11 protein-coding genes and 2 tRNA genes are annotated in these 16,115 nt (G+C 39.3%); 4 read left to right on the top strand and 9 right to left on the bottom strand.

Features of this window, described 5'->3' with window-relative positions; all coding sequences use genetic code 11:
* Position 1: 1 nt before the first annotated feature.
* The 5 genes from ABJD64_RS03745 to ABJD64_RS03725 all read right to left on the bottom strand — a co-directional run bounded on the left by ABJD64_RS03745 (position 2) and on the right by ABJD64_RS03725 (position 5,406).
* Positions 2 to 3,250, bottom strand: coding sequence for a SusC/RagA family TonB-linked outer membrane protein (locus tag ABJD64_RS03745; protein ID WP_348177552.1), 3,249 nt, complete (start codon positions 3,248 to 3,250; stop codon positions 2 to 4).
* Between the two features lie 739 nt (positions 3,251 to 3,989).
* Positions 3,990 to 4,073, bottom strand: a tRNA-Leu gene (locus ABJD64_RS03740).
* 87 nt (positions 4,074 to 4,160) lie between these two features.
* Positions 4,161 to 4,236, bottom strand: a tRNA-Gly gene (locus ABJD64_RS03735).
* 91 nt (positions 4,237 to 4,327) lie between these two features.
* Positions 4,328 to 4,768: a hypothetical protein gene (locus tag ABJD64_RS03730; protein ID WP_348177550.1), complete on the bottom strand. Its 441-nt coding sequence runs from the start codon at positions 4,766 to 4,768 to the stop codon at positions 4,328 to 4,330.
* 32 nt (positions 4,769 to 4,800) lie between these two features.
* Positions 4,801 to 5,406 (bottom strand): sigma-70 family RNA polymerase sigma factor, encoded by a 606-nt coding sequence (locus tag ABJD64_RS03725; RefSeq protein ID WP_348177548.1) that lies wholly within the window; start codon positions 5,404 to 5,406, stop codon positions 4,801 to 4,803.
* An 81-nt stretch (positions 5,407 to 5,487) separates the two neighbouring features.
* On the opposite strand from ABJD64_RS03725, the gene ABJD64_RS03720 reads away from it, so the two are divergent.
* Complete coding sequence (locus tag ABJD64_RS03720; protein ID WP_348177546.1) at positions 5,488 to 5,838, top strand: DUF6249 domain-containing protein; 351 nt, start codon at positions 5,488 to 5,490, stop codon at positions 5,836 to 5,838.
* Between the two features lie 52 nt (positions 5,839 to 5,890).
* Here ABJD64_RS03720 and ABJD64_RS03715 read toward each other — a convergent pair whose 3' ends face one another.
* Complete coding sequence (locus ABJD64_RS03715; RefSeq protein WP_348177544.1) at positions 5,891 to 6,385, bottom strand: PaaI family thioesterase; 495 nt, start codon at positions 6,383 to 6,385, stop codon at positions 5,891 to 5,893.
* Positions 6,386 to 6,414: 29 nt separating this feature from the next.
* Between ABJD64_RS03715 and ABJD64_RS03710 the strand changes: the two genes are divergently transcribed.
* Positions 6,415 to 6,546, top strand: a complete 132-nt coding sequence (locus ABJD64_RS03710) for a hypothetical protein (RefSeq protein ID WP_348177542.1) — start codon at positions 6,415 to 6,417, stop codon at positions 6,544 to 6,546.
* Between the two features lie 194 nt (positions 6,547 to 6,740).
* Here the strand turns inward: ABJD64_RS03710 and ABJD64_RS03705 are convergent, their stop codons facing one another.
* Positions 6,741 to 9,149, bottom strand: a complete 2,409-nt coding sequence (locus ABJD64_RS03705) for a bifunctional UDP-N-acetylmuramoyl-tripeptide:D-alanyl-D-alanine ligase/alanine racemase (protein ID WP_348177540.1) — start codon at positions 9,147 to 9,149, stop codon at positions 6,741 to 6,743.
* A gap of 198 nt (positions 9,150 to 9,347) precedes the next feature.
* On the opposite strand from ABJD64_RS03705, the gene ABJD64_RS03700 reads away from it, so the two are divergent.
* The gene (locus ABJD64_RS03700; protein ID WP_348177538.1) at positions 9,348 to 12,275 is read left to right on the top strand and encodes an SNF2-related protein; all 2,928 of its coding nucleotides are present in this window, start codon (positions 9,348 to 9,350) and stop codon (positions 12,273 to 12,275) included.
* Here ABJD64_RS03700 and ABJD64_RS03695 read toward each other — a convergent pair.
* On the bottom strand, positions 12,272 to 13,057 hold the full coding sequence (locus ABJD64_RS03695; RefSeq protein WP_348177536.1) for a hypothetical protein: 786 nt from the start codon (positions 13,055 to 13,057) through the stop codon (positions 12,272 to 12,274). The genes ABJD64_RS03700 and ABJD64_RS03695 overlap by 4 nt on opposite strands.
* A 209-nt stretch (positions 13,058 to 13,266) precedes the next feature.
* Between ABJD64_RS03695 and ABJD64_RS03690 the strand changes: the two genes are divergently transcribed.
* Complete coding sequence (locus ABJD64_RS03690) at positions 13,267 to 14,676, top strand: aldehyde dehydrogenase family protein (protein ID WP_348177534.1); 1,410 nt, start codon at positions 13,267 to 13,269, stop codon at positions 14,674 to 14,676.
* 55 nt (positions 14,677 to 14,731) lie between these two features.
* Here the strand turns inward: ABJD64_RS03690 and creD are convergent, their stop codons facing one another.
* Positions 14,732 to 16,099, bottom strand: a complete 1,368-nt coding sequence (gene creD / locus ABJD64_RS03685; protein ID WP_348177532.1) for a cell envelope integrity protein CreD — start codon at positions 16,097 to 16,099, stop codon at positions 14,732 to 14,734.
* Between the last annotated feature and the right edge of the window lie 16 nt (positions 16,100 to 16,115).

Genomic DNA, 16,115 nt, shown 5'->3' with positions numbered 1-16,115 from the left:
ATTAAAAGTTAATACCTACTGAGAATACAAAGGATTTTGTACTAGGGTTGGTAAAGTATTCTAGACCTATACCGTTACCTGTTCCAAACTGGCTCACTTGCGGATCGATACCTTCTATATTGTCCCAAAGAAATAAATTCCTACCGGTTGCAGTGAAAACAATCGAGCTCAGTTTAGTCGCATTTCTGAATCCCTGGCTATTTAACGTATAAGACACGGATAACTCTCTTAATCTTGTGAATGTAGCATCTTTAATAGCTCCCTGGTCATATAACTGACTATCTCCAAAACCGCCTCCTAGGCCACTACTTCTATACCAAGATTCGTCCAACAATACATTTCCTCCCCCGAAATCATGTACATTTCCCCTTACTGTTGTACCTGCAGTAATTAGATCACCATCAATATTGACTAAATCCTGGGATAAGGTCATTGTGTTGGCAGTCTCTACAGTAGTACCGAATCTTCTTAACACCCAAAGAGTTCTTGGTGAGAACACGCCTCCCTGAGAATGCTCAAATAGAGCATTTAGCGCAAATCCTTTCCAACTTGCTCTGAATCCAAATCCACCTTTCCAATCCGGGTTAGGGTCTCCTAGTATTACAGGTTCAGGATTTAGTTGAGGAAAGTTGTTGGCATCTAAGACAAGATTTCCAGCATCATCGCGAAGTGAGCCTGTACCATATAGAACACCCAAAGGCTCTCCGACAATGGCTCTAGAACTTACTGAGGCTCCAGGAGTCAAATCAACCGTTTCCGTATTCTTTAGTGCAGTTACTTCATTTCTGTTTTGGCCAAAATTGCCATAAACACCGACGTTCCAGTCCGAATTACGTAAAATAGTTACGTCCAAATCCATCTCAAGGCCTTTGTTTTCCATAGTTGCAGCGTTGGTGTACTGAGTCTCATAACCTAAAGAAGGTGCTAATTCAACAGGAATAAGCATATCCTTTATTTCGTTTTGGTAATAAGTCACACCGTAGCTAACTCTATCGCTGAATAGTTTTAAATCTAAACCAACTTCCCATTCGGTCTTAATCTCTGGTACTAAATCCGGATCTCCGAGTTCATCTGACAATCTGAAACCACCTCCAAACTGAGCAATGGCTAGATCGGAATCATAAGTGGTATGTGTAAAAGCCGTCTGAGAAAGTGTTTGAGTCTTATGTGGCAATGGCTGAATACCAACCTGCCCCCAAGTCGCTCTTAGTTTAGCAAATGTTATCCCTGCTGGGCTTAAATCAAATTGCTCTGAGAATCTCCATCCAAGTTCCACTGCCGGATAAAAGAAAGAGCCTTTAACCGTTGATGCAGCTTCGCTCGCCCCTGACAGTGATACATTTAACTGATTAAATAAGTCGAAATTAAGAATTCCGTATCCTCGGTTCGATCGTGAAACCTGTCTTTCATTCTGAAAGGTAGTTGAAGAGGCATCACCGTTTAATTCACTTGTTGGCCGAAGGACAAAAGCACTAAACCCTCTTAATGTTGACGACTGAATTTTATAGGCTTTGTCATTGACATTGAAACCCAAAGTGACTTGCAGACTAACGTTTGAGTTTAATTCAAAATCTCCGCGAGCTATGGCATCGAAATTGATTTCACGATTGCTTATATCATCATCCGCAAAAACACCAACACTTCGGTCGCTGGCCGAACCTGGCGCAAACATATAGATTTGATTATCAGTATAGTAATCAATACCATTTCTTAGTATAATCTGTAACCAATCAGTTGGCACTATGTTTAATTCATTAGATATTACAAATCTGTTCACCTTTGAATTAGCTCCCTGATTTTCTACAGTCCACAATGGGTTATTATAGCCTGCTGACCCATTACCCAAATGACGTCTATATGATCGCTGTACATTTTCTGAGGCAATACCGTTGGCATCGTAATAAGTTCCCTGATAATGTGTGATGTCAAAGTCAGCTGGTCCTCGCAGCAGTCCTAGCATAAGACCTGTAACATTCGAACTTTGCTGAATTCTATTTGTGAAGGAATTCGTATATCCAGCCTTAGATTTAAAAGTCAACCAGTCAGCCAATGTAAAGTCAGTGTTAAAACGTACATTGGTTCTTTCATATTCTGAATTCTTCACTATTCCGTTTTGATCCAAACGGCCAAGACTGAAAAAATAAGTTGCCTTGTCACTTCCTCCACTTACAGACAAGTCATGCTGCAAAAACTCCCCAGTTCCGATTACGGCATCCCAATTGGAATCCACAAATGTTTCTGTTGAGTTTTTTGTATTTACCGGATAATATTTCGTGCCATCAGGTGCCTCAAAGTATCCTCCTGAAGTATTCACATCATCAGCACCTCCAGCTCTGTCCGGAATGTAGTCTCCCCAAGATTCTGTACGGGTAGCTCCCCAGGAACCGCTTCTTCCCTGCCCATAAGTATTTTGTAACTTAATTCTCTCCTGAACTTTGTCCACTGAATAAGTTGCTTTGTAGCTTATTGTAGGCTTACCAGCCGAGCCATTCTTGGTAGTAATAACAACAACGCCATTAGCCGCTCTTGATCCCCAAAGTGCAGCAGCCGAAGCTCCCTTAAGTACCTGGATTGATTCAATATCGTTTGGGTTGAGGTCATTTAATCTAGAACTTTGTGAAGTTCCTGCGTCTGCCCCACCCGAAATTGTATTTCCGCCAATCGTCTCACTAACGGTAACACCACCAGATACGGGAATTCCGTCAATAATATATAATGGATCAGGACTACCCGTTATCGTATTAGCGCCTCTAATTCTAATATTAGTGCCTGCCCCCGGATCTCCATTTACTGCATTTATTTGCACGTTAGATGCCTTTGAGGCTAAAGAGTTCAAAACATTGGATTCTCCTGATCTCACCGCATCTTCAGTTTTTACTGTAGAGTAGGTCGAACCCAGTTTATCCTTTTTCTCTTTGAAACCTAATGCTGTAATCACAACTTCTTCAAGTTGTTCTAAATCCGGCTGCATGGTTACATCAATGGTGGTTCTACTACCAACAAACACCTCCTGCTTTTCATAGCCAATGTAGCTAATAATCAAGGTAGCATCCACACCCTCGGCCTCAAGACTGAACTTTCCATCGATATCAGTCGTAGTTCCTTTCGTAGTACCCTTGATTAAGACACTCGCCCCAATCACTGCTTCTCCATTTTCATCAATGATAGTACCGGACACTGTATCCTGAGCCATCAAGGCCGTACTAAAAAGTAATGAACAGAGAAAACCAAGTAGTTTTAAATGTTTCATATTTGTTAAATTTGATTTGAAATAAGTTTTAATACTTGTAGGTGTTTTATGGTCAAGATGAAGCACCTACTCTTTTAATTATTCTTGTGCGAGACTTCGCTATAAGGGATAAATGCCATTCTCTCAGAAAATTCCCCCTACGTTTTTCAAAATTTTGAGTTAGAAGGACAGAAATGTACGATTTCAGAGCACCAAGGCAAATTAATATTAAGATAGATCCTCCGATTTGACAATTATTATGGATAGAGCGCCATGTGTTGCATTGACAACGGCCCGAATCGTATTTTAAAATCCTTCAGCCGAAAATTAGAATTACCATCAAGGTGGGATTTAGGGGGCATTCACGTATTTAAAGATGGGCTAAGTGAAAATGTTGAGAATACACTATGTTAGTTCAACCTACATTTTTATATGGCAGACTCAAGAGACGAGGAATCTATTGGCTAAGTTGGTAATGACACGTCTTAGGGATGGTAACAATTCGGATTTACCGCTCAGCACCATAAAGCTCCTCTTTGGTTAATTGGATTGTCTATTCAATCTACAGAGATACTTATTGATTTCAATAGCTATCCTTTAGACACTTAAGAATTTGAATTTATCAACCTTACATACATATATGTATGCCTGACCACTTTCATTTTGATGCAAACTTTGCTGACTGATTCTAACCTATACGCCAATGATCGAGGCCAGCATCACTAAAACGCAAAAAGCCCCCCTTTAGGGAGGCTCTTTGTGCCAGAAGTGGGACTTGAACCCACACGACTCGAAAGTCACAAGATTTTAAGTCTTGCGTGTCTACCAATTCCACCATTCCGGCAGTAGACTTAAGCGTGATTTGGATACAAAAAAAGTGTATGCGCGATGCTTATGCACCTTCTCACTCACATACACTCTCACACTCAATTGGAGCGAAAGACGAGGTTCGAACTCGCGACCTCCACCTTGGCAAGGTGGCGCTCTACCAGCTGAGCTACTTTCGCTTTTTACTATCCCCTCTGGTTAAGGGACTGCAAAGATAAATAGCGACTTTAATTTATCAACTCTTTCTTGAAAAATTTTAATAATATTTTGTCAGACGGAATGTCTTAGAATTCTGAAGCTGCTTACGAGCTTTTCTATAACTACTAAACAGATAATCCCTTCTATGATGAGAAATAGCTGACGCAACTTCGGATCAGCTATTATATCAAGAACCTTAAAGGATTGCTCTCTTACATTATCCAAATATGTGAATTCAAAACTGGGCTCTCCGCTACCCATCAAAAAGTAGGAAGTAATGATAAGTATACCAAAGAAAGCCATCATCCAAACCAGAATTTTAAAATTAGCATGACGTTTCTTGGCCAGTAAAGCAGATGCTATCACGGTAGAGGTGAAATTAGTGCCTACCTTTTTGAGCGGCAATGATTTCATCCATTGATCTAGGTCTTGAATATCCTTCAAATCCATCGATATTTTATCGCTATTTTCTAGTGCTTCAAATTGTTTGATCTCTTTATCCGTACTGTCCATGGTTTCAAAATTAAACGTTTCTATAAACAGGATTACATGATACTTTCCAATTCTGACGGTAGAAGTCTCTGCAAGTGGACCGCCAATTTCTTTCTTGCCCTGAATATTTTCACCTTCAGGTTTCCTTTGTCTATTTTAGTTACCTCCTCTATCTCATCCATATCTAGTTCATCGAAATAGTAAAGTGTGATAAGGAGTCGTTCTTCTTCTTTCAGTTGACTCACCGCCTTATTCAAATAATAAGTCCGATCTTGCAAATTGAGTCCTCCAAATTCTTCAAAGCTAGAATATCCTGCAATACCATCGGGTCGATTATCTATGTCTTCCGTCCTTATTTTTTTCTTCCTTGTTTTACTAATCGCCATATTCATGACAATTCGGTAAAACCAAGTAGTGAATTTAGACTCACCTTTGAATTTGTCAATTGAAGTAAGAAGCTTTACGAAAGCATCGTGTGCTATTTCTTCGGCATCTTCTTCATTCTGAAGAATTCGATCTGCAATCGTAAAGGCAAAATTCTTATGCCTGTTAACTAGTACTTCAAAACTGGACATATCTCCGGTTTTGATGTTTTCTATCAATTGAATATCTGAAATAGTCTCTTTCACTGCCGATGTGACGCAACGAGTTTCAATCAAGTTACAAAGAATATTTTTTGGCTTTCTTGTAACCAGGAACAAACTCTCTGTGTCCAATGGGCAAATCAAAAATTTAAAATCATGAATGGACCAGAATTTTTAATCCCAATCGTACTCTTTATTTCAATAGCGATTGTCTTAATCATTATTAGAAAATTTCAAAACGACGAAAGATTAGCGCTGATAGAAAAAGGTGGGGATGCTAATATTTTTAATAGGAACCAAAAGAATAATTCATTTCCAGCACTCAGATATGGCTTATTACTCATTGGAGCCGGTATTGGGATACTGGTAGGAAACATTGTTGCCGAAGCAAGATTATTAGACGATGAACCAGCAGTATTCTCCTTCTTGATGATCTTTGGAGGCACCGGACTATTTGCCTCTTATTTTATCGAGAGAAAAGAGGCAGCCAAGCAGGATAAAGAATAGATTTTGCAACACAAGATACAACAACGCGATCCCCCTCTCTCAAAGGGGGATTTTATGATTTGAATACATTGTCGCCTTCTTCCTGACTACTGTCAAACACCCGAATGCCAATCACTTCAGCTTCTGCCGTTTTCTCCCCCTGACAGAAAAAATCACAATGCATCACTGTTTTTTTACCTTTTACTTCTAATACCAAGGCCCGCAATTCCACCGGATGCTTATTTGAGGTAGGTCTGAGGTATTTCACATTCAAAGTACCAGTAGCATAGCGGTATTCTGGCAAAGTATCCAGCTCCCGGCCTTCCTCCCGATAAGCGTGAGCCATGGCGGTGCCCATACAATGACAATCGATCAAAGTGGCCATGATACCACCATTCATCAAATCCGACCAACCATGGTAATGCTCTTTTGACTGCCAGTGACAGACGGATTCATCACCTTCCCAGTAGCTTTTGATTTGTAAGCCTTTATCATTGAGAATACCACAGCCAAAACATACATTTTCGGGCATATGATTTTGAAAGTACTTTTTGTCTGTTGGATTCATTAAATTTCATTTTGAGTTAAAGAACGAAGATGGATAGAACAAACAAAAAACAGAAGAAGAAGCTCAAAAAAGAAAAAGAAGAGAAGTCAATTGGCCAAGACGCAAAAACGCCGGAAGGAATTCCAGAGGTTAATTTTAAAAAATTCTTAGGTTGTGGCTGATCAAATAGTGGCAAGCAAGAAGGCCGCCAGACCTACTGCCCATACTACAATATAAGCTCTTAGTATTTGCACTCTAATTTTTTCTATAGCTGACATAAAAAGGGTTTGTGATGAATTACAAATTAATTATGTACGCAAGATAGATTTGACAACTAGTTAAGTCAATTGGTAAATTCTCCTAATTTAGAATTGCGCTATTCACTTAGAAAGACTCGCTTAACCCTTTGGCTGACATTGGTCAAAATTTCGTAAGGAATTGTTTTGATCCAATCTGCCAATTCACTAATCAATGGTTTTTCTCCAAACACAACCACCTCATCTCCAGACTTTACGGATGCACCAGTTACATCAATCATTGTCATATCCATACAGACGTTACCAATGGTGGGCACCAATTGATTACCAACTAGCATTTTTCCTATGCCGTTGCCAAAAGCCCGTAAATACCCGTCGGCATAGCCAATGGGTACAATTGCTATAGTTGTATCTTTTTTTGCAAAGCCGCTCCGTCCATATCCAATTGATTCTCCCGCTGGGATTTTCTTGACTTGAGAAACATTGCACTTAAGGGAACTCACGATCTTTAGCTTATCCTGTTCGGTTTGTGTAGGGTCGAAGCCATGTAGGCCTATTCCCAACCTGACCATATCGAAGTGTAATTCAGGATGGTTTACTATTCCCCCAGTGTTTACCAGATGGCGCATGGGCTTATACCACAGACCATCTGCAATCTGAGTACTCATTCTTTCAAATCTCTCAGCTTGCTGCAAGGTATAGTCCATATGCCTGGGGTCTTCGCTACCTGCCAGATGGCTAAAAATACTTTTCACCTTTAGATGCTTATTAAGCTTGAGTTGCTCCATTAGCCGCAAAAGGTTAGATTCGGTAAATCCTAACCTGTTCATCCCTGTTTCCAGTTTGATATGGATGGCAGGGAGGTCTTGCATATTTTCAAAGTAATCCAGAAAATCAATCAATTGATCGAGGCTATAAATTTCTGGCTCTAAATTATACTCCTTGAGCAATCTGAAGGAACCGGGGGACACATTCATGATCATGATTGGAATGTGAATACCATTTTTTCTCAATTCAACCGCCTCATCTCCATAGGCTACTCCGAGGTAATCTACTTTATGAAATTGGAGCAAATTTGCAATTTCAAAATTGCCACCTCCATAGGCAAGAGCTTTCACCATTACCATAATTTTAGTTTCGGGCTGAAGTTTGCTTCGAAAGAAATTTAAATTATGAATTAAGTTTTCAAGGTTAACTTCCAACACCGTACCATGTGCCTTCTGCTCAATGCTATTTACAATCAATTCAAACTCAAAGTCCCTCGCTCCTTTAACCAGAACAATTTCATCCGAAGGGGCGTAGCCAGCATTCAAAAAATCCTTCGTCGAATCATAAAACTCCGAGGAAACGTGAAAACTTGCTGTGGATTGATTGATTTCTTTACCAATGCCAATAAACTTTTGAATATTGTTTTTTTGAAGCAATTCATTAACTCTGGCATAAAGAGACTTATTAGATAGCCCTGTTTGATATAAATCAGATAAAATAACTGTTTTTTTTGAACGTTGATTCTGTCTACCTAGAAAATCAAGAGCTACCTCCAACCCATATAGGTCATTGTTATATGTATCATCTATCACGTAAGATCTATTGACAGCCTGCTTCATTTCCAAACGCATCTTGATCAATGACAGCCTATTGAGTCTCAATTGGATAAATTCCTCATCATACCTTAATGCAACCAAGGTCGCTGCGCAGTGCATAATATTTTCTACGGAAGCCGGGTCTTCATATTTTAGATAAAACGTTAACTGCTTCCCAAGCACTTCTACCTCGTACTTCTTTCCTTTTTGCTCTCTTATCTTCCAGGCAATCAATTCCACCCGATCAGACAAAGTGTCTTTCAATGCGCGGTACACTGCTTCGTGTTGCTCACAAAAAATCACCTTCTGGGCATGAACAAAAAGTTTGGACTTTTCAGCTGCTTTTTGAGATATGCTATCAAAGCCGGCGTTGTGTGCTTCGCCGATATTGGTAAAAACACCCAAGGTTGGCTGAATTACTTGCGCCAAGCGTTCCATCTCCCCTGTCTCGGAAATTCCAGCTTCGAAAATACCCAAATTATGATGTGCATCCATCGCCCAGACAGATAGTGGGACTCCCAACTGGGAGTTATAGCTTTTGGGACTTTTTACTATATCAAACTGATCATCAAGCATTTGCGCCAGCCACTCTTTCACAATGGTCTTTCCATTGCTTCCAGTAATACCTATGACCGGATAGTTAAACTCAACTCGATGTGCTCTTGCGAGCACCTGCATTGCACTGATAGCATTTTCTACAAGAAAGTATGCTGCGTCAGATTTTGTCTTTGTTTCCCGCTCTATGACAAATAATCTTACGCCCTTTTCATATGCATCATTTATGAATTGATGTCCATCATGGTTTTGCCCGGTAATGGCAAAAAAAACTACACCGGATTGAATAGCTATTTGACGAGAGTCGAATGCCAGGCCTTGTACTTCTATATCCAGGGGCAGTTGTAATATTTTTCCTGTACATATCTTGGCTAATTCGCTAAATTTCATACACTTTTTTAAATTTTAAACGACTAATTAACAGGATGTTCGTATACACATCAGGCAATCTAAATTACATACAATACTTTACAAAAATGGTATCGATAATTTTCATCCTTTTCTCTTTTCTGTTTTCACATTTCGCTTAACTTGCAAAGTTTAGTCCATTAACAATTATCATTAAATTGTCCTTCTGCCTTAGTCAAAATGAAAGTATCTCCAAGTGAACCTTTTCAAATAATTTATACCCTGTTCGAACACCAATATTTGGGCTATTTGTTCGAATCTTTTGTGATTCAATTGGACTCAGAGGGGAGATTGACATTTTCGCATCAGAACATCTCAGCTAAAAATGCCAGTGAATTTGATATGGGTCTTGATGAACAAGATTATGAACTTATCAAATTCATGGATTCTATGCAGCCTGACGTGGTGGCTAAAAAATACGACAGGAAAAAAATGAAACCTGATGAATTTTTTCTCAAATGTTTTGATCAACATACTGGTGACGAACATGCCCAGCAGGAAATAAAGAACTATGTAGAACGCAGAAGGGCTAAGATTATGCCCCTTCTTCACGGCAAGAGACTATTCGAAATGGGTAATGATGGAGAACCAGCATGGAAAGAAATAGAGGTTCTCAATGAAAGGGCAACGGTATTGTTTCATTTCCGAAGAAATGAGGAAAACACACACTATTTTCCAACCATTAAGCACGGTGATGAGAAAATTGAGTTTCAATATAAGGGAGCATATATTCTCTGTAATGATCCGGCATACATTGTGGTGGAAAACAAGCTATACAGCTTCGAAAAAAATGTTGATGCTAACAAGATCAAACCTTTTTTGAACAAAAAATTCATTGCCATACCGAGGAAAATAGAAGATAATTATTATCACAAGTTCGTAGCTCCGCTGGTAGCTTCCTTTGATGTATTTGCAAAAGGATTCGAGATCAGGACTGAAGAGAAAGAAGTAATGCCTATTTTGTACTTTTCAGAATTGGCATCCAACGGTAACTCAATGGAGTTATTTGATTCAAACGGTAATGGCACTGCTTCGGTGGAATCAAAAATTCTGTTTGAACTTAAGTTCAACTACGGAGAACATCATTACAGTGCTGAACACATGAAAGAGGTTAGTGTTCATGTGGAGAAAAAAGAAGATCAATACACATTTTGCAGAATTAAGCGAAACTTAGAAAAAGAAAAGAGGTTTGTTTCGTTTCTCGGTGAAACCGGAATGGCACTTAAACACGCGCGGTCAACGATGGACACCGCTAAGGCATTCTCATGGATTCAGAGTACCAAAAAACTATTGGAGGACGCAGGTATTACTTTGACGCAAAATGGAAGAGGAGAAAAGAAGTATTTCCTCGGTAAGTCTGAAATGACGATTGAAATCAAAGAAAATATTGATTGGTTTGACATTCATGCGGTAATTAAGTTTGGAGAATTTGAAATTCCATTTAGAATTATCCGAGATTATATCCTCAAAAAGAAACACGAAATCGAGCTCCCTAATGGAGAGATTGCTGTGATCCCTGAAGAATGGTTTACCCAATACTCGGAATTGATGGCCTTTGCCGACCAAGGTGAGGAAGAGTCCTTGCAACTTCAAAAACATCACATTTCCTTGGTTAAGGATTTAGATGAGTCCAATCTCGCACATCTGCAACTTTCGCGAAAGCTTGAGAGACTACGAGACTTCGATGAGATTGATGATTATGAAATACCAGAAGGTTTTGGAGGTGAACTGCGTCCTTACCAGCGAGCTGGATTCAACTGGATGCGATTCTTAAATGAATATAGGCTTGGTGGATGTCTTGCGGATGATATGGGACTTGGTAAGACTGTACAGACACTAGCATTGCTTCAGTCAGTTCATCAGAATCATGACGTTGGTACTAGCTTGCTGGTCATGCCTACTTCACTTATCTACAATTGGGAAAAAGAAGCAGAGAGGTTTACTCCTGGGCTTAAGATATTGAATTATACTGGAGTCAAAAGAATCAAAGACCCGAAGAGGTTTGTCAATTATGATTTGGTTATCACCTCCTATGGTTTGATTAGACAAGACATTGATCTTCTCGCTGATTTTCATTTCAACTATATTATTCTGGATGAATCGCAGGTAATCAAAAATCCTGACTCAAATATCTCCAAATGTGTCAAAGATTTGAATTCATCTTATAAACTGATACTGACAGGTACACCTATTGAAAATACTACCATGGACCTTTGGTCTCAGATGACTTTCCTCAACCCTGGACTTTTGGGTGGCAAGACATTTTTCAGGAATCAATTTCAACTCCCAATTGAGAAGAAAAATGATGAGGAAAAGACAAAAAAACTTTACACAATCATCAAACCATTCTTGCTAAGGAGACACAAATCTCAAGTGGCTACAGATTTACCAGAGAAAATTGAGAATGTACGATACTGTACCATGTCGGAAGCTCAAGAGGAAGCCTATGAAAAAGTGAAATCTGCCTATCGGGATAAGATCATGCAGGAAATTGAAACGGGGGGAATTGGCAAGTCTCAGTTTATGATACTACAGGGATTAACTAAACTGCGTCAAATTGCTAATCACCCTTATCTTGCCGATGAAGACTACACGGAAGATTCTGGCAAACTAGAAGATATCAGCTATATGCTTGAAAATGCAATCAATAAGAACCATAAAATATTGGTGTTTTCTCAGTTTGTTAAGCATTTGAAAATCGTGTCTGGATATCTTGAAGAGCGAAAAATTAAATACTCTTATCTTGACGGCAGTACAAAAGACCGTCAGAAGGAAGTGGAGAATTTTCAAGATGATGAGAGTATCAAAGTGTTCTTGATTTCTCTAAAAGCAGGAGGTCTGGGCCTCAATTTAACCAAAGCGGAGTACGTCTTTTTGCTAGACCCCTGGTGGAACCCTGCCATAGAGGCACAAGCTATAGATAGAGCACATAGAATCGGCCAAAAGAACAAAGTATTTACTTACAGATTTATTACGAAAAATACGGTAGAAGAGAAAATCTTGCAACTACAGCAGAGCAAACAAAAACTGGCTGATGATCTGATTACGACGGAGGAGAGTTTTGTTAAGACCCTTAGTAGGGATGATATCGCTGGACTATTGAATTAATCCTCAAAAGCAGCTGAGAACATGAATGCGCTGGCATTTTTGATACGCTGAGTAGGGTAAATGCCCTGAGCGATGATAATCATCTTATAGGCTTCACGATAGGAATTGTTATTGAATTGCCTCAAGGCTTGGTTATAATAATGCAAACCTGCTAATTGACGCAAGTCAACGGTGGTGTCAATATAAGTTGCCTTTTGAAGAGCTACATCCTCACTAGCTAAACCAGTCATAGCCAGCTCCGCATTAATCCTTAAGGATTCTTTATTCACATAAGCTCTCCTTTCTGCAATTTCCCGGGGATCCCATGCAAACCCATTTAACGGATCGGTGGATTCAAACAAGTATTCCCTGCCCTTTGAAAAGGCCACCAAATAGACATGGTAGTCCGTTTCGTGTACCTCATATTCGATTCCCAATTCATCTAGTATCAAGGCATAAAACGCAGTCCCTGTTACACAGTCATATTTCTTTTGCTTTTTGAAAATGTCACTAAATGTCACGTATTGCTCATACTCGCCGAGCATTTTCCGATGGACAGTGTAAAATACATATTTGAGAAACCCAACTTCTGATTTCATAGATGCTTGCTTCTCCTTGAGTTTGCCAACTAATTCACCAAAGCTGCTCTCATAGCTCAAAACTTCCTCTGGACTGAGGTCGTCAAACTCTGATCGAATGAATAGCCCAAGCTTGGTATCACTAGATAGATACTTCTCACCCGTGGCATGAGAGCTGGTCACATGCAGAGTCAAAAGTGTCAGTAATAAGAGTCCTTTTTTCACCCCTGGTTAATAGTTTTCTTAATGTTAATTCAATGTTACTTAATTGTTAACAAAAATGCCAGCGAAAAAGTCTCTTTAGGCTTGGTTTGAGCCCATACTGTGTTGGAATCATGTCTTTTTGCGTATAAAATTTAGTTCAAGCTGGCGATTGTACGCCAATATTGTCCCGACTTCATTATCTTTCTTAGCTTTAACAAAATAACAACCCAATGGTAAACCAGTTTCAATCTCAATTTGATAAACAAAAAAGCAAAAGCCTGGAACTTCGCACGGAATCTATCGCCATTCGACGAAGCAGGTTGAAATCACTGAAAAACTGGATACTTAAAAACAAAGACAAGATTCGTTCAGCACTGCACACTGACCTCAGAAAATCTGCCACAGATACAGATATTTCAGAAATATTTACTGTTACCACAGAAATAAATGATGCCTTAAACCATCTACATCAGTGGGCCCGTCCGCAGCATGTTTCTCCAGGCATGACTTATCTTGGCACATCTGCCAAAGTTCGACCAGAGCCCAAGGGTGTATGTTTGATCATTGCACCCTGGAATTTTCCTTTCAACCTGATTGGCAGTCCGCTAGTCTCTTGTTTAGCCGCAGGCAACACAGCTATCTTAAAGCCTTCCGAACATACACCTGCTACTTCAAAAATGATCAAAGAAATGGTGGAAGACATATTCGAGCCTGAAGTAGTAACAGTGGCGGAAGGTGCTGTGCCAGAAACTACGGCACTGCTCGAGTTACCTTTTGATCATATTTTCTTCACAGGTAGCACGAACGTAGGCAAAATCGTAATGGCAGCCGCTGCCAAAAATCTGAGTTCAGTTACACTGGAACTTGGAGGCAAGTCGCCAGTTATTATTGATGAAACAGCCAATGCGGACGACGCTGCAAGAAAAATTGTATGGGGTAGATTCACAAATAATGGGCAAACCTGTATTGCTCCAGACTACATTTTCATCAATGAAAAAGTGAAAAATAAATTTATCGCATCTGCTAAAAAGTATGTTTCACAACTATTTGATAGTAAGGGACAAGGAATGGCAAATGCTGATGATTATTCGCGACTTGTCCATTCCAACCACGCCAGGCGCCTGGTAGACATACTTGAAGAAGCCACAAACTTCGGAGCCAAAATAGAATTCGGGGGAGAATATCAAGTTGATAATAAATTTATTGAACCTACACTTCTATCCAATATAGACGAGTCCAACCGCATATGGCAGGAAGAGATTTTTGGACCCATCATGCCATTGAAAGTCTATGACAATATAGATCAAGTCATTGACCACATCAATCAAAATGAAAAACCGCTTTCTCTTTATCTCTTTTCCACAAGTAGAAAAATGAAGAAAAAAATTACAAAGGCAACATCCGCCGGTTCTATGGCAATCAATGATGTAGTTGTGCAATATGCTCATCCGAACCTTCCGTTCGGTGGAGTAAACCATAGTGGCATCGGAAAATCACACGGCCGCTATGGGTTCCTGGAGTTTTCCAACCAGAAATCTGTACTGAGCCAACGCATTGGGTTGACCAATGCTTTACTTTTCTATCCTCCCTTTAATGGATTTAAAAAATGGGTGGTGAGTTTTTTGATCAAGTGGTTTTAGTAGAAGAATACGTCCGCAACTAACATTGAATTTAAGTTGCGAACGTAAAGTTTGGTCATTCCTTATCAATATTTAGCTTGTACCAATTGATATTTCTGGTAAAGTACATAGTAGCACCTAATATAATCGTAAGACCAATGCTTCCCATAAGCAAGGCGTAGTCTGCCAATTGAAGAGTCACAAAAAGAAATCCGTATATCCCACATAAAGTGGTGACCAAGACCAAAACTAATTTCCTTGCATTAAATATACTCAGCGCATAAAGGGTAATCATCGTGACTATTCCAAAAGTAGAAATGCCATAGGCCAAATTGAAATTGGAATGCTCAGAAATCGATACCAGCAATACGTAAAAAAGACAGAGTGCCAAACCTACCAGAATGTATTGAAAAGGATGAATTCTTCTCATGTAAAGAATTTCAACAAGAAAGAAGATTAAAAAGGTCAATGCTATTGTCATCACTCCATACTTCGAAGAACGTATTGATTTTTGATAGTCATCTAATTCCAAAATAAGGTCTACCCCAAATGCAGAAGCCGACATTTCATCAACCTGATTACTGCCAATCCATGATTGAGGTAAGTTCCTATTAAGTTTTAATATTTTCCAGCTGGCCTCGAATCCGTTATCTGTCAACTTTCTATGATCAGGTAAAAAATTACCGTTGAAACTAGGTGATTTCCAATTCGAGACCAATTGAACCTCGGTTGTGCTTCCGATAGGCACGAAGGACATATTTTGACTACCGAGTAGGTTCAAGGAAAACTCAAAATCAATAGGCTCTATACTATCTCCGAGATTAGGTAGCTCAACAGTAAAGCCAGAATAGATCATGTTAGAAATTCTGGACCCTGATTCAACCTCCAAAACTTTATCTGCCCATTTAAACTCTACTTGATTTTTTATTCCTCTTAAATCAGAAACGCCTACGGTTAAAAATGCCTGATCATAGAGAACCTTTTTCAAATTTGTTCTATCCAAATGATGGTCAAGTATAAAATCACCAGATATCGCTACGTTAGATTTATAAACTACCACTTCGTATATTCCGCGGCGCAACTTTTTAGGTTCAATATTTCCATCTATTTTGAGGTTTTTAGGGAGAATATACCAGTACTTAGTTACTAATTCCTTTACGAGCTCTTTCTTCTTACTCTCACCCTTTTCTACCTCGTATTCTATTTCATATAGCAACGGTATTGTCAATATAGGTCCGTTAATTTGCTGGCTATCAGCCCATTTAGAACTCACCTCTTGGATACTCTGGTCTTTCAGGTTCTCTCTTTCCCAAATGATAGATTCGATCATCGATGCTGGTATGAGTAGTAAAAGCATCAAAATTGTGATGGTAAGAAGTTTAAGCATCACCGAATTCTTAATCCAGCGGCTCAACTTGTCAAAAAAAGAATTTTCTGTATTCATTTGATTTTATTAAAAG

The sequence above is a fragment of the Reichenbachiella sp. genome (genome assembly GCF_039944555.1).
Classification (GTDB): domain Bacteria; phylum Bacteroidota; class Bacteroidia; order Cytophagales; family Cyclobacteriaceae; genus Reichenbachiella.
This window is presented reverse-complemented; position numbering and strand designations above follow the sequence as displayed.

Bases quoted from the DNA above. Each gene is read 5' to 3' on its own strand.
- ABJD64_RS03745 (WP_348177552.1), bottom strand. From the start codon at position 3,250: ATGAAACATTTAAAACTACTTGGTTTTCTCTGTTCATTACTTTTTAGT.
- ABJD64_RS03730 (WP_348177550.1), bottom strand. From the start codon at position 4,768: ATGGACAGTACGGATAAAGAGATCAAACAATTTGAAGCACTAGAAAAT.
- ABJD64_RS03720 (WP_348177546.1), top strand. From the start codon at position 5,488: ATGAATGGACCAGAATTTTTAATCCCAATCGTACTCTTTATTTCAATA.
- ABJD64_RS03715 (WP_348177544.1), bottom strand. From the start codon at position 6,385: ATGAATCCAACAGACAAAAAGTACTTTCAAAATCATATGCCCGAAAAT.
- ABJD64_RS03710 (WP_348177542.1), top strand. From the start codon at position 6,415: ATGGATAGAACAAACAAAAAACAGAAGAAGAAGCTCAAAAAAGAAAAA.
- ABJD64_RS03705 (WP_348177540.1), bottom strand. From the start codon at position 9,149: ATGAAATTTAGCGAATTAGCCAAGATATGTACAGGAAAAATATTACAA.
- ABJD64_RS03700 (WP_348177538.1), top strand. From the start codon at position 9,348: ATGAAAGTATCTCCAAGTGAACCTTTTCAAATAATTTATACCCTGTTC.
- ABJD64_RS03690 (WP_348177534.1), top strand. From the start codon at position 13,267: ATGGTAAACCAGTTTCAATCTCAATTTGATAAACAAAAAAGCAAAAGC.
- creD (WP_348177532.1), bottom strand. From the start codon at position 16,099: ATGAATACAGAAAATTCTTTTTTTGACAAGTTGAGCCGCTGGATTAAG.